Below are 13,879 nucleotides of genomic sequence, written 5' to 3'. Positions count from 1 at the left end.
GCCCCCTTACCAGGGGGGAATTCATCATTGCCCAACAGGGCCTTCAGCTCTGCCTAACACTGGACAATGTTCGTCCGAGGCGCCTTAGCAGCCGCTGTGCACGCCCTATGACCGGCGCATCGACCATTTTTCCATCGACGACGAAGACCCCCAGGTCCCCCTGACTCGCGGCGATCACCCGCTGTGCCCAGTCGATTTCCGTCTGCGTCGGGGTCAAGGTGTCGTGCACCACGGCGACTTGGCGGGGATGAATGCACAGCAGGCCACCGAAGCCCTGGTCGCGGGCACTGCGGGTGGCCGTTGCCAGACCAGGCAAGTCGTCGATGGCCGGAAAGACGCTGTCCAGCGGCGCAGGCAGCCCGGCCAGTCGCCCTTCCAGCAGGAGCCGGAAGCGTGCCTGATCCAGCAGCCGTTCCGCTGCCGCCGTACCACTTTCAAGGCCGAGATCGAGGCCGAGGTCCAGACCGCCGAGTACCAGGCGCTCCACCCCGGCAGCCTTGGCAATCTCCTTGAGGCGATCCAGGCCGCAGGCGCTCTCGATGATCGGCCAGACGGGCTTGGCCGTCACGGCCAAGACGTGGTCGATCTGGGCGGCGCTTTCCGCCTTTGGCAGCACCACCCCGCGCACCTGCTCCAGCCGCTGGCACAGCGCCAGGTCCGCGCCGTGCGCCGGGTGAGCGGCGGAATTGATGCGCACCCAGACCCTGAGCTCAGGCGCTGCGAGCAGTGCCTGTTCGAGGTCAGCGCGCGCCGCCGTCTTGGCGGCTTCGGCAACCGCATCTTCCAGGTCCACGATCACCGCATCGGCGCCACTGGCCAGGGCCTTGGCGATTCGCTCCGGGCGGGTCGCCGGTACGAACAGGGCAGAGCGAGGGTCGTCTGGCCTGAGGTCGACAGCCTCGGTCATAGCACACCTCGCTGGCGCAGCGCGTCCAGCGCGGCCGTGTCATATCCAAGCTCCTGCAGCACCGCCTCGGTGTGCTCGCCCAGGCCAGGAACCGGGTCCATGCGGGGGTCGAAGGCGTTGTTGCTAGCCGGGGGCAACAACGCCGGCAAGGGACCGGCCGGGCTGCCGACCTCACGCCAGCGATCGCGGTCACGCAACTGGGGATGCGCCCAGACCGCCGCCATGTCGTTCACCTGGGCATTAGCGATCTGCGCGCGCTCCAAACGGGCAATGACCTCCTCGGTCTTGAGCTGCGCGAAAGCCTCGACGATCAGAGCACGCAGGACGCCCCGATTCGCCGAGCGCTTGAAGTTGGCGGAAAACCGCGGATCCGCGGCCAGTTCCGGCTGCAATAGCACCTGCTCGCAAAACAGCTGCCACTCCCGCTCGTTCTGCAGGCCCAGCATCACCGTGCCGCCATCGCCGGCCGGAAAGGGGCCGTAGGGGTAGATGGTCGAGTGAGCGGCACCGGCGCGTGCAGGTGCGGGCATACCCGCGTACGCGTAGTACAGCGGATAGCCCATCCACTCCACGAGACTCTCCAGCATGCTGACCTCGACGCGACTGCCCTCCCCGGTCCGCTCCCGCAGCAGCAGGGCCGAGAGGATGCCGCTGTAGGCATACATCCCGGCCGCGATGTCGGCGATCGAGCAGCCAGCCTTGGCCAACTGGTCATCCTCAGGGCCACCCGTCACCGAGAGAAAGCCCGCCTCGCTTTGAATGAGCAGGTCATAGGCTTTCTTGCGTTCGTAGCTGCCACCGGCGCCATAGCCGGACACGTCACAGACGATCAGCCGGGGGAAGCGCTGACGCAGCGCCTCGAAGCTCAGCCCCAGCCGACTCGCCGCGCCCGGCGCCAGGTTCTGCAACAGGACATCGGCCTGGGCAAGCAGCTTGTCCAGCACGGCCAGGGCGTCGTCCTGCTTGAGATCCAGGGCCACGCTCTCCTTGGAGCGGTTGGTCCAGACGAAGTGGGAGGCGAGACCCGCGACGCGCTCGTCATAACCGCGGGCGAAGTCGCCGCTGCCTGGCCGCTCGATCTTGATGACCCGGGCGCCCAGGTCAGCCAGTTGCCGGGAGCAGAACGGCGCGGCGATCGCATGTTCGAGACTCACGACCGTGATGCCATCCAGGGGACGAGGTTTTTCGACAGCCATCTTGGGGCACTCCAGATCAGGTGAAGCAGTAGAGGTCCGCACACTCGTGCAGCCGCCAGGCCTGGGCGATCAGCGCATCGGCCTCGGCAGGTGGGCGTTTGCCGGCGAAGGCGACCAGGCGGCGAAACTTGTCTTCCAGTTCGGTCCTGTCGAGGGTATTGCCGGGATCGCCCTTGGGTTCGTCGATCCGTCCCTGCAGGACGGCACCTTGGCGAGTGGTCACCTCGACCCGTCCCAGCCAGCGCTGGGGATAGGCCGCATCGACCTCAGGGTCCAGCCGCATGCCCACTCGCGCGCGGAAGGCCGTGACCGCGGGATCGCTCAGGGCCGAATGCGCGAACTCGCCCAGTTGGGCCTTGCCGTGGACAGCGATCAGGCCCAGCACCGTGCCCATGGAAAATTTGGCCTGGTGCACGGTACGAGGCACCTCGACCCGCCCCAGCACGTCCAGGGCGCCCTGGTGGACCCGCGCCGTCACCTGGGCGATGTCCTCGGGCGCCAGTCGCTCGCGCTGCATCAGGTCCAGCAGGGCATCGGCCGCGGGATGGGTATGGCGACAGGACGCATGAAACTTGAAGGAGGTTTCCAACAAGGCCCAACGGTGCCCCAGACCATCGCTCAGACGGCGGGCATCGGCATCGCTGGAAAAACCGGCGGCCATACCCTGCTCACCTTCCAGAATGTTGCGCGCACCGGTCAGCCCCTGGGCCGTGAGATAGGCCGCCAGCAGTCCATCCGCTGCCGCCTTGGCAGTGTGCAGCTGCTTGGAATCGGCGGCGTCGCGCAGGAACTCCCAGAGACCCGCAGCCTGGGTACCGGCGTTGCCGAGCACCTGGATGAATTGCTCCCGGTTGAAGCCGAGCAGCTTGCCGACCGCCACGGCCGCGGCCAGGGTGCCGACCGTAGCCGTGGTGTGGAAGATCCGGTAGTGGGAGCGCCCGAGGAATTCACCGATGCGAATACCCGCCTCGTAGCCGGCGACTGCGGCAACGATCAGCTCCTGTCCGCTTTTTCCCAGATCCTGGGCCGCGGCCAGGGCGGCGGAAAAGACCACCGTGGCGGGGTGCAGCACCGAACTGTTATGCAGATCGTCCTGCTCCACCAGGTGGGAGGCTGCGCCATTGACCAGCGCCGCAAAGTAGGCCGAGGTGCCGTAGGGTGCGACCAGCACTCGGGCACGCCCCTCGGTGGGTCCCATGGTTTGCGCATAGGCATGGAACAGTGGAATGGGATGGCTGCCGTCGCTGGCCAGGGCGGAGCCCAACCAATCGAGAAACAGCTCTTCGGTCCGGGCCACGACGTCGTCCGGCAGATCCGCGTAGGCCAGCTCGCCGAGAAAGGCTGCCAGGCGTTCGGTATGGGTCATGCAGGTCACCCTAGAACGAGCGCGGCAGTTCGAGCAGGTGCTCGGCCACGTAGGAAAGAATGAGGTTGGTTGAGATAGGTGCGACCTGGTACAGGCGTGTCTCGCGGAATTTGCGCTCGACGTCGTACTCAGTGGCGAAGCCGAAGCCGCCGTGGGTCTGCAGGCAGGCATTGGCTGCCTCCCAGCTGGCCTTGGCCGCCAGGTACTTGGCCATGTTCGCCGCCGCACCTGCGTTTTCGCCACGGTCGTACAGATCGCAGGCGTGCCAGCGCATCAGGTCGGCGGCCTCGATCTCGATATGGGCCTCGGCGATGGGAAACTGCACGCCCTGGTTCTGCCCAATGGGCCGGCCGAACACCACGCGGTCGCGGGCATAGTGACTGGCCTTCTCGACGAACCAGCGACCATCGCCAATGCACTCCGCGGCAATCAGGGTGCGCTCGGCATTGAGGCCATCGAGGATGTAGCGAAACCCCTTGCCTTCTTCCCCGATCAGGTTGCTGGCAGGGATTTCCAGTTCATCGAAGAACAGCTCGTTGGTCTCGTGGTTGACCATGTTGGGGATAGGCCGAACCGTGAGCCCCTTGCCGATGGCCTCGCGCAGGTCCACCAGGAAGATCGACATGCCCTCGGACTTGCGCTGCACGGCTTCCAATGGTGTGGTCCGCGCCAGCAGGATCATCAGATCGGAATGCTGCACCCGGGAGATCCATACTTTCTGCCCATTGATCACATAGCGATCGCCCTTGCGCACCGCGGTGGTCTTGATCTTGGTGGTGTCGGTGCCGGTAGTGGGTTCGGTCACGCCCATGGACTGCAGGCGTAATTCGCCGCTGGCCAGTCGAGGCAAATAGGTGCTCTTCTGCTCCTCGCTGCCGTTCCGCAGCAGGGTGAACATGTTGTACATCTGCCCATGGATGGTGCCGGAATTGCCGCCGCAGCGATTGACCTCTTCCAGGATGATGGAAGCTTCGGCCAGGCCCAGACCCGAGCCGCCATAGGCTTCCGGAATCATCGCGGACAGCCAGCCCGCCTCGGTCATCGCCTGGACGAAGTCCTGGGGAAAGCCCTTCTGCTCGTCGAGGCGGCGCCAGTATTCGGCGGGGAAACCGGTACACAGGCCGCGTACTCCGTCGCGAATGGCGGCGAATTCCTCTTGTCGTTCGTCCAGCATAGGGCTCTCCTCTCTTGTTGTATGGGCGCCGCTGTCATTCGAAACGCAGTTGGGCGACCTGGGCCACACCGTCGGCATTGCCAGCCCACAGCTCGGCCTGGCCGGGTGCGACGACCTGACCACTCAGGGTGAAGGGGGTGGGCGCGATCAGCGGACGCAGGCCGCGATAGCTGAATTGGCGTAGCCGGGCAGCGGGATGGGCGCGCTGAAAGCTGCTCAGCAGCAGGGTTGCGATGAGCGGGCCATGGACGACCAGACCGGCGTAGCCCTCCTGCTGCGTCGCGTACGGCCAGTCGTAGTGAATGCGATGGCCGTTGAAGGTCACCGCGGAATAGCGAAACAGCAGGGTGGGTTCCGGTACCACCTCTTCCGCCCAACTGCCGAGGGCGATGGCTTCGCCGCTTCCAGCCTTGGGCGCACCAGGCTCGCGATAGACCAGATCCTGCTCTTCGCGCAGCACCAGCTCGTCCTGCTGAAAATAGCGATGCTCCACGGTCACGAACAGCAGGCTACCGCTACGGCCGGCCTTCTCTTCGACCTGCAGCAGGGTCGAGACGCAGCGGACCTCTTCGTCGACGCGCAGCTCGCCAAGAAACTCCAGGCGTCCGCCTGCCCACATGCGATTGCGCCCTTCTGCCGAGGGCAGGAAGGTGCCCCGCGAGGCGTGACCGTCTGGCCCGAGCTGGGCGCCTGCCACAGGGTTGTCGAAGAAAGCCCAGTGCCAGAGCGGCGGCAGCGCCTCGCCAGCTGCCAAGGGCAGCTCGTCAAGGGTATGGGCGATGCGGGCGACCTGGCGTTGTCCCAAGAAATCCCGGGTTTCGAGCGTTCTCCCTACCCAGGCTGCAGCCGACGTTTTGTTCATGCTTGACTCCCCTCGATGGGCTCACGACCAGCTTGCGGGGAGTTGTTTCGTTCTGTGAATTTACATTTGTGTAAGCCGGCATTCGGCTAGGCTGAACGCCCGAAAGGCGCACGGAGCACAAGAGCATGCATTTTGACCTGCCTGACCTGCGGCTTTTCATCCATATCGCCGAGTCGCCCAGCCTGACCCAGGGCGCACGCCGCGCAGCGCTCTCGCCAGCGGCCGCCAGCGCCCGGGTGAAGGCCCTCGAAAGCCAGTTCGGTATCCGTCTGCTATACCGTGACAGCCGCGGCGTAGAGCTCACGCCCGCGGGCCAGCGCCTGCTGCAGCATGCCCGCCTGGTGATGCGCCAGGTCGACTTTCTCAAGAGCGAATTCACCGAATACGGCAGCGATGCCACCGGCCATATCCGGATCTTCGCCAACACCACGGCGGTCACCGAATTCCTGCCAGGCCTGCTGGCCGGCTATCTCGCTGATCGCCCAGGCGTGACGGTGGACCTTCAGGAGCGCCTTAATCGCGACATCGTCAGGGGCGTCATCGATGGCGCCGCCGATCTGGGTATCACCGCCGGCCTGATCGAGGCCAACAACCTGCAGATCCTGCCCTACAGCATGGACCGGCTGGTGCTGGTGGTACCGATTGACCATCCCTTGGCGAACCAGCGTCAGGTCACGCTGAGTGAGACCTTGGCCTACCAGCACATCTGCCTGCGCGAGGGCACCAGCCTGCTGAATTTTCTCCAGGATCAGGTGGAGCGACTGGGCGCCACCCTGAACATGCGTATCCAGCTCTCCAGTTTCGAGGCCGTATGCCGCATGGTAGAAGCTAAGGTTGGCATCGGCATCCTGCCGGAATCCGCTGCCCAGCATCACGGCCAAAGCATGCAGATCCGGACAATAAGACTCGAAGAAACCTGGGCCCTGCGCGAGCGCAATATCCTGGTCAGGGACCTGGAGGCGCTGCCGGAAAGCGTCCGCGCCCTGGTCAGGCTGCTGCAGGGTTCGGCTAATGGCGGAAGGATTCAAAGACGTGCCTAGCGCTATGACACGGTAGCGTCCCCCCTCTCCGCCGCCAAAGGCGCTCCCTGGCCATCAGCATCGGGCGGCTTTTCATTCGGGCCCGCTGATCCGTCTGGTAACGGCGGTAGCTCCATTACGTTCAACCTGGCCGCTCCGGCCATGACCGCCCACCTCTCCTGCCTGATCGCCATGGCAGAGGAGTAAGACAGGGCTAATCAATCCTCATGGGGTGGTATTATCAAGATCCAGGCTGATATGAGTAGCCTGGATCCATAAGCCATGTATCCAAGGCTACGCAGTGGGATGCAGCGGCCCATCGATGGCACGCCAGGCAAAACGTCGCCCTAGTTCGCGATAACCCGAGAACACGAAATCACCGCTGCGCATCCTGTAGGCCGTGCGTCTGGCACGGTAGACCCGCGGGATGAGATACCAGGGCAAGCCGGGCAGATCGTGGTGAACCAGATGCAGGGTGTTGTTGAGAAACAGCCACCGCAGCGCCCCGCCGCTCTCATTGAGTACGCAGCGCTGGGCAGGATCCTGTGCCGGCCGATGTTCGTAGAAGGACCTGATCAGCGCCACGGCCAGGCCGGGCCAGGCGATACCCAGGGCATAGACCGCCGCGGGCATTCCGGACAGTTCTTGAACCGCCACCAGCAGGCCAGCGCCTAGCACCAAGTGGACCAGCCAGACGCGCAGCACGCCAGGCTCGCCGCGTCGCCAGCGGCGGACTTCATGATCGAGCATGCCGTGCAGCGCCAGCGCCGGACCTACCAGGATCCGTCCGATCAGCGTCTTGTCTAGCCAGAGCAGCGCGCGTCCGGCCTGCCCTCTCCGCTCCCAGAGCTCCGCATCGACATAGCGGCTCTCGGGATCGAGTCGTGGATCAGTGAGCGTCTCGCGGTGGTGGTGAGCCAAATGACTGTCGCGATAGAGCGGAAAGGGAAACCAGAGCCCGAGGGGCGGATAGGCAAGCATGGCGTTCGCACCCGGCCAGCGCGTGGGATGGCCATGGATCAGCTCGTGCTGCAGGGACTGATGGAGTACAACGACCAGTATCAGCGGCGGCAGCGTCCAGTAGCCGAGCGACTGCCAACCACAGAGGAGCGTCAGCCAGCTGCCGTAGACGCCGAAGACCAGCGCCCAGGTAGGCCACTCACTGCGGGCGGCAAAGGTACGCGAGAGCATTTTGACCAGGCGGCGATGCCGCGCATCCAGATAGACAGTCACCGCCAGATCCCAAACAGGACAATCGAGCGACAACACTAGCTACGGTCGAGAACGACGCCAAATAATATTTAGGTATTACCTCATGAAAAGAGCAGCGCTGGCTGACGACCGATAGGCTTCGCACTGTTGCCCATTGGACAGTGATAAATGAAACAGCTTTTCTCTTCATTTTTAACGTAAAAAATCACCACCAAATCAGTTAGTTATTCAAATTATAAATATTTCGCCGGTTTCGACGCTGTTGCGCAGTGGACAGTGATATTGATATTCGAAGCCGGTGCATATGCTTAGCAGTTTTGAGCATTGGTCGATCGCCAGGTTGTATTTCTAGACTTTGGCAACCTCCCTAGTGGCCATGAACTCACCATGCTCTTTTTTACTCGCTCTTCTTATGCCGACAATGTCACGCAAACGCCCATCGCGAACCATGCCACCGAATGGGAAGAATCCGGGCATCCCCGGGCGGGTTCGGTAATAGGCCAACGGCCCCAGGCCGGACTCGCAGAGGCAAAACAAGGCCTCACCAGTTGCCGCCTGCCTTTATCTCGGGGGTCGTCCATGGCGCTGCTCGGGGCGCCAGGCCAACATTTTATTGCGGCTGCCCTCCTGATCGGCCGTACCGACATGGCGCACACGGCGATGGCCCGTATTGGCATCACCCAGCTTGCGACCTGGCTGACAGGATCTGAAGGAGCCCCGTTCGCATGAGTACCCTTTGCGCAGGCTGGGGCGCAGGCCCTTCCGATCGATACGCCGAACTCTCGGCGCAGTTTCAGCCGCTGTTCCAGCGCATCCGCGAGGAGGCCATCGCGCGTGAAGTACAACGGCGCCTACCCGTCGAGGAGCTTGGCTGGCTGAAGGCGGCGGGGTTCACCGCCTTGCGTCTGCCGATCGAGTACGGCGGAGCAGGCATCACCCTGCCGGAGCTCTTTGCCCTGCTCATCGAACTGGGCGAGGCGGACTCCAACCTGGTCCAGGCCCTGCGCGGGCATATGGGCTTTGTCGAAGGGCTGCTGAACAGCGAAGACGAGGCGCGGCGCAGGCGCTGGTTCGCCCGTATCTCCGCCGGCGAGACCCTGGGCCCGGCTTCAAGCGAAGTGGGTGACGCCCGGCGTGCCGAGTTCAGTACCCGCCTCTGCCGGGACGGAGATTCCCTGCTGCTTTCCGGCACCAAGTTCTACACCACCGGCTCGCTCTATGCCGACTGGATCGACGTGGGCGCCACCGACGACGCGGGCAACAGGGTAACGGCCACCCTTCGCCGCGACGCCGCCGGCGTGGAGGTAGTGGATGACTGGAACGGCTTCGGCCAGACCCTTACCGCCAGCGGTACAGCGACCTTTACCAGTGTTCGGGTAGCGCCCGAGGACGTGGTGCCGGTGGGCGAGCGGTTCCGTTATTCACCCGGATTCTTTCAGGTGTTTCACCTCGCCAATCTGGCCGGCCTGGGACGCGCCATGAGCGGCGAGGTCGCCGCAGCAGTGGCCGCCCGCACCCGTACCTTCACCATCGGCAATGCCGACCGGGTCAGCCAGGATCCGCAGGTGCTGGCCGTGGTGGGTCAGGTGCGCAGCGCCGCCTACTGCGCCGGGGTGATCACCCTGAAGAATGCCGAGGCGCTGCAAAGGGCCTATGACCTCAGGCACGCAGACGATCCCGCCGCTGAGGATCGCGCGGTGGACCTGGCCGAATTGGAGGTCTGCCAGTCGCTGAATGTGGTTACGGACCTCATCCTTGACGCCTCCGGCCGCCTGTTCGACGCCCTGGGCGCATCGGCGACGCTGAAGCCTCAGGGGCTGGATCGCTTCTGGCGCAATGCTCGCACCCTCGCCTCCCACAATCCGCGCATCTACAAGGACCGGATCGTCGGTGACTTCGCGGTCAATGGCACTGTCCCGCCACCCCAATGGAAGATCGGTGTTGCCTGAGCATGCATGGCAGTCGGAAACGGCGAAGCGAGCCGCCCTGCACCGCTGTTCGCCGCCCTCGTCGATGCGCTAAGCTCGCCGGCTTCCCCCTTGGAGCGCCGTCATGGAAAGGTCTCGCCGTAATCGTCAGGTCATGTGGAAGGCGATCAAGGATCCGCGCTTCATCCCCGTCGCGGTCGCGGCGGTGTGCATCGTGCTGTTTTTCGTGCTGGGCCTGATCGACGTCCTGGGCGACTGATCCATCCGCACTCAAAGTGCCGAAAGGCCCCTGAGCACGGTCAGCCTGGTGCTCTCTGCGCAGGCCGCTTCGCGCGGCCTGCCTCCCATCAACGGGACCGCCCTCAGCCCTTGCGCTGATTGAGAAAGCGGAAGCAGCCGGCCAGCAGGTCGTCGAAGCGCCAGGGCTTGGGCAGGTAGTAGATGTCCGGTGCGCGCTCGGGCTGCAGCTCTTCGAAGTATCCGGAAGAGACGATGATGGGCAGGCCCGGCAGTTGTTGCTTGACGCGACGAGCCAGCTCCAGGCCGTCGATGGCGCCCGGCATGCGGACATCGGTGATCAGCAGGTCCGGCGTGGGTTGCGCGCTGGACAGGTGTTCCCAGGCCAGGTCCGCAGTACCGAAGGTCCGTACCTCAAAACCTTCCCCTTCGAGCACTTCTTCCATCAGCCCGAGCAACATGTTCTCGTCTTCGACGACCACTACCACTGGTTTCATAAATCCGTCTCGATCTCCGCAGGTCCGCCATCTGACTGGACGTGTCTCGTTGGGGCGCGAATTCTACTCCTATCCTGCGTCCGCTGCGCAGTCTCCTCTCAGCTTAGACCGGAGGTGCGACATCCTGCCTCACTGCTCGACAGAAAAAGGCAGAGGGGATACGCACACGGCTAGACACTATAGGGGTGGTATTAACTCCTGAAGGGGTTTCGGCGGGTGATCAGGGAACCGCGGGTGGCCGCTCCAGTCGGAATCCAGGTATCTCGAAGGGCTTCCCGCGATTCAGGCGCGTCAGCTCTCAGGATCATGGGAAGCCGTCTGCCATAGGAGAAAGCGCATGACGGCCATCGACTGGACGGGTTGGCTCACCGCCCCCTGGATCACCACCCTGATCGCGGCGGCGGTCGCCCTGCTGATCAGCACCATTGCCCTGATCCTGGCCTTCGCCGCCATCCGCCGCCTGGCCAACCCTTTCCTGCTCGCTCGCAACCTGGTCAAGTACGCGGAGAAGCCCGCACGCCTCGCCGTGCCACTGGTCGTGCTCCAGGGTGTCTGGAACTCAGCACCCGATGCCCTGCCGCTGTTGCGTGCGGTACAGCATGTGACCGGGCTATTGAGCATCGCCGCCTTCACCTGGCTGGGCCTGCGCATGGTCAAGGCGGTGGGCGCCACCATCGCCCTGCGCAATCCGGTGGATGTGGTCGACAATCTGCGCGCCCGCCGGATCCAGACGCAGAGCCGGGTACTGGTGCGCAGCCTCAGCTTCGTCGTGCTGCTGATCGGTATCGCCCTGATGCTGATGACCTTTCCGGCCGTCCGGCAGGTGGGTGCCAGCCTGCTGGCCTCGGCTGGCGTCGCCGGCCTGGTGGCCGGTATCGCGGCGCGCCCCGTGCTGGGCAACCTCATCGCCGGCTTGCAGATCGCCGTGACCCAGCCGATCCGGCTGGACGACGTGGTCATCGTCGAGGGCGAATGGGGCCGGGTGGAAGAGATCACCGGTACCTACGTGGTGGTACGCATCTGGGATGATCGCCGGCTGGTAGTGCCACTCCAGTACTTCATCGAGACACCCTTCCAGAACTGGACTCGCTCCTCCTCCAGCCTGATCGGCTCGGTATTCATCTGGGTGGATTATTCATTGCCGCTGGCGCCGATCCGCACCGAATTGGAACGCGCCTGTGCCGAAGTGCCCCATTTATGGGATGGCCGCGTCTGCGTGCTGCAGGTCACTGATACCTCGAGCGAATCCATGCAGGTTCGAGTGCTGGTGAGCTCTGGCGACTCCTCGAAGAACTGGGACCTGCGCTGTTTCGTGCGCGAACGGCTGATCACCTATGTCAACCGCGAATTCCCCCTCTGCCTGCCCAAGCTGCGAACCGAGCTGGGCCGTCGCGATCATCTCCCTTCATTACATTCCGACGAAAGGCATGAACCTGCGGTGCGACAGCCAGAAGTCTGACTTGGTAGTCATCTACGGCGATCTGGTGCGCAAAAAACGCTTCACTTGCCATTTATTCCTTAGCGCACCAGAGATGATCGTCAGCTTTGGGCACGCATCTGGCAATACGAAGGATAACGGCAACATTCGCGCGGGAAACTTGTGACGTTGTCCATGAGTCAGTGCGAGAGCAATCTGGAAATCCGCGAAGCAGTTCTCGCCCAATTCCAGACATCTCAGAAGAGATGACCGGCAAAAAGGCTGTAGCAGCTCGGCTGTAGGCGTTTTTGAACCAGGAGCATCGAGCTTCAGGAAGAAGCAATCAGGTAAACCTCAGTCTCGAACTTGCTGCATTGGGAGCGCACCATGGCAAATGCCGTCGTGGGGAAATTTGGGGCTCTGGAGCCCGTAGAAACTGCCACTCGCACCACCAGATCCAGCTCTCCTCACAAGCGTATTGAAGAGCCTCAGCTGACGCTGAGCTCCGTTGTTGAAAGCCGCAAGCGTATTCTTTTCGTTACCCCGGAGATTTCCGACTTCGTCAAGGCCGGCGGCCTGGGCGAGGTATCCGGCGCCCTGCCCCGCGCCCTCGCCGCCTCCCATGACGTTCGGGTACTGATCCCTGGTTATCGTCAGGTGATGGCCGCGATCAAGGACCGGGTACAGATGGTCGGCCGCATCGCCGCCCGTGCTGCCATGCCGGCCTGCGACATCGGTCGCGTCAATCTGGACGACGGGCTGGTCGTCTATGTATTGATCTGCCCTGAGCTTTACGAGCGCTCGGGCAATCCCTATGGCGACCTGAACGGCGCCGACTGGGCTGACAACCATATCCGTTTCGGGCGTTTGGCCAGCGCCGCTGCCGATTTCGCCCTGGGCGACGCCTCCATTCGCTGGGTGCCGGATCTGCTGCACCTCAACGACTGGCAGACGGGCCTTGCCGCCGGCTACCTGCGCTGGAAGGGTGCCACTACCCCCTGCCTCACCACCATCCACAACCTGGCGTATCAGGGCCTGTTCCCGGCCTCGGTCATGGCCGACCTGGATATTCCCGCCCATGCCTTCCAGATGGAAGGCCTCGAATTCTGGGGCAAGGTGTCCTTCCTCAAGGCCGGCCTGGTCTACGCCGACCACATCACCACCGTCAGCCATACCTATGCCCAGGAAATCACCACCCCGGAATTCGGCTGCGGGCTGGAAGGCCTGCTGCAGGTCAAGGCTCGTCAGGGCAAGCTGACCGGTCTGCTCAATGGCATCGACGATGGCTGGAGCGCCTGCAGCGATCCGCACCTGTGCCAGCAGTTTCACGAATCCGACTGGGACGGCAAGGCGGTCAACGCTGCCCGCATCCGCGAGGAATTCGACCTCGAGCCGTCCAATGGCCCGTTGTTCGCCGTGGTCTCGCGTCTGGTCCAGCAGAAAGGCATCGATCTGACCATCCAGGCGGCCGATCACATCGTCGCCCGCGGCGGCCAGTTGATGATCATCGGTTGCGGTGAGCCGCACATCGAGCGGCAGGTGCGTGCCCTTGCTCTGCGCTATCCAGGTCGTGTCAGCGCCCACATCGGCTTTTGCGAGACGGAAGCCCGACGCATGTATGCAGGCAGCGATTTCCTGCTGATGCCCTCGCGCTTCGAGCCCTGCGGCCTGAGCCAGATGTATGCCCAGCGCTTCGCCTCACTGCCAATCGCTACCCGTACCGGCGGCCTGGCTGACAGCATCGAAGACGGCACTACCGGCTTCCTGTTCGCCCCGCTGTCGCTGGAAAACTACATCGGTGCGATCGATCGCGCCCTGGGCGTTTTCGAACGCCAGGGCCTGCTGCTGGCCATGCGTCACAGGGCCATGCAAGGGCCGTTCTTCTGGTCCGAATGCGCCAAACCCTATGCCTCGCTGTACCTCGATCTGCTCCAGGCCACCGCTCACCAGGAGCGTCACGTCGGCGTCTGATGTCCGACGTGGCTACCAAGCGCTTTTCCCTGGCCAAAAGGCCGACGAAAAGCGCTCACCCCGCCCAACTTTGAGCAACTCTCACCGGTCATA

At 63.7% G+C, this 13,879-nt stretch carries 13 protein-coding genes; 6 read left to right on the top strand and 7 right to left on the bottom strand.

Annotated elements, in window-relative coordinates; all coding sequences use genetic code 11:
* Positions 1-43: 43 nt before the first annotated feature.
* Genes ACUCV0_RS16525 through ACUCV0_RS16505 form a run of 5 tightly spaced genes read right to left on the bottom strand, consistent with a single transcriptional unit; the run spans position 44 to position 5,505 of the window.
* The gene (locus tag ACUCV0_RS16525) at positions 44-907 is read right to left on the bottom strand and encodes an HpcH/HpaI aldolase/citrate lyase family protein (RefSeq protein ID WP_482213168.1); all 864 of its coding nucleotides are present in this window, start codon (positions 905-907) and stop codon (positions 44-46) included.
* Positions 904-2,103 carry a CaiB/BaiF CoA transferase family protein gene (locus ACUCV0_RS16520; protein ID WP_482213167.1) on the bottom strand — a complete coding sequence of 400 codons (1,200 nt, stop codon included), beginning with the start codon at positions 2,101-2,103 and terminating at the stop codon, positions 904-906. Before ACUCV0_RS16520 ends, ACUCV0_RS16525 begins: the two co-directional genes overlap by 4 nt.
* A gap of 16 nt (positions 2,104-2,119) precedes the next feature.
* Positions 2,120-3,469 carry an MmgE/PrpD family protein gene (locus ACUCV0_RS16515; protein ID WP_482213166.1) on the bottom strand — a complete coding sequence of 450 codons (1,350 nt, stop codon included), beginning with the start codon at positions 3,467-3,469 and terminating at the stop codon, positions 2,120-2,122.
* A 10-nt stretch (positions 3,470-3,479) separates the two neighbouring features.
* Positions 3,480-4,643 carry an acyl-CoA dehydrogenase family protein gene (locus tag ACUCV0_RS16510; RefSeq protein WP_434776495.1) on the bottom strand — a complete coding sequence of 388 codons (1,164 nt, stop codon included), beginning with the start codon at positions 4,641-4,643 and terminating at the stop codon, positions 3,480-3,482.
* Between the two features lie 34 nt (positions 4,644-4,677).
* Positions 4,678-5,505, bottom strand: a complete 828-nt coding sequence (locus tag ACUCV0_RS16505) for an HTD2 family dehydratase (RefSeq protein ID WP_482213165.1) — start codon at positions 5,503-5,505, stop codon at positions 4,678-4,680.
* A 125-nt stretch (positions 5,506-5,630) separates the two neighbouring features.
* On the opposite strand from ACUCV0_RS16505, the gene ACUCV0_RS16500 reads away from it, so the two are divergent.
* Positions 5,631-6,545, top strand: coding sequence for a LysR substrate-binding domain-containing protein (locus ACUCV0_RS16500; protein WP_271654739.1), 915 nt, complete (start codon positions 5,631-5,633; stop codon positions 6,543-6,545).
* Between the two features lie 273 nt (positions 6,546-6,818).
* Here the strand turns inward: ACUCV0_RS16500 and ACUCV0_RS16495 are convergent, their stop codons facing one another.
* A complete protein-coding gene (locus ACUCV0_RS16495) occupies positions 6,819-7,715 on the bottom strand; it encodes a fatty acid desaturase (protein ID WP_482213279.1) in 897 nt (298 codons plus the stop codon).
* 408 nt (positions 7,716-8,123) lie between these two features.
* Here ACUCV0_RS16495 and ACUCV0_RS16490 point away from each other — a divergent pair, with 408 nt between their 5' ends.
* From ACUCV0_RS16490 to ACUCV0_RS16480, 3 genes are all read left to right on the top strand, one after another.
* Positions 8,124-8,465 (top strand): hypothetical protein, encoded by a 342-nt coding sequence (locus ACUCV0_RS16490; RefSeq protein WP_482213164.1) that lies wholly within the window; start codon positions 8,124-8,126, stop codon positions 8,463-8,465.
* A complete protein-coding gene (locus tag ACUCV0_RS16485; RefSeq protein WP_482213163.1) occupies positions 8,462-9,685 on the top strand; it encodes an acyl-CoA dehydrogenase family protein in 1,224 nt (407 codons plus the stop codon). The genes ACUCV0_RS16490 and ACUCV0_RS16485 overlap by 4 nt, the downstream gene beginning before the upstream one ends.
* A gap of 103 nt (positions 9,686-9,788) precedes the next feature.
* Positions 9,789-9,923, top strand: coding sequence for a hypothetical protein (locus tag ACUCV0_RS16480; RefSeq protein ID WP_257721115.1), 135 nt, complete (start codon positions 9,789-9,791; stop codon positions 9,921-9,923).
* Between the two features lie 103 nt (positions 9,924-10,026).
* Here the strand turns inward: ACUCV0_RS16480 and ACUCV0_RS16475 are convergent, their stop codons facing one another.
* Complete coding sequence (locus ACUCV0_RS16475; RefSeq protein WP_059314778.1) at positions 10,027-10,398, bottom strand: response regulator; 372 nt, start codon at positions 10,396-10,398, stop codon at positions 10,027-10,029.
* 337 nt (positions 10,399-10,735) lie between these two features.
* Between ACUCV0_RS16475 and ACUCV0_RS16470 the strand changes: the two genes are divergently transcribed.
* Together ACUCV0_RS16470 and glgA are read left to right on the top strand one after the other, a co-directional pair.
* The gene (locus ACUCV0_RS16470; RefSeq protein ID WP_482213162.1) at positions 10,736-11,857 is read left to right on the top strand and encodes a mechanosensitive ion channel family protein; all 1,122 of its coding nucleotides are present in this window, start codon (positions 10,736-10,738) and stop codon (positions 11,855-11,857) included.
* Between the two features lie 345 nt (positions 11,858-12,202).
* On the top strand, positions 12,203-13,786 hold the full coding sequence (gene glgA / locus ACUCV0_RS16465) for a glycogen synthase GlgA (RefSeq protein WP_271654735.1): 1,584 nt from the start codon (positions 12,203-12,205) through the stop codon (positions 13,784-13,786).
* The last annotated feature ends 93 nt before the right edge of the window (positions 13,787-13,879 follow it).

This window comes from Pseudomonas sp. VMV1 (genome assembly GCF_056790235.1).
Note: the sequence above shows the minus strand (reverse complement) of the source record. Positions and strands in the feature narration are given on the sequence as shown.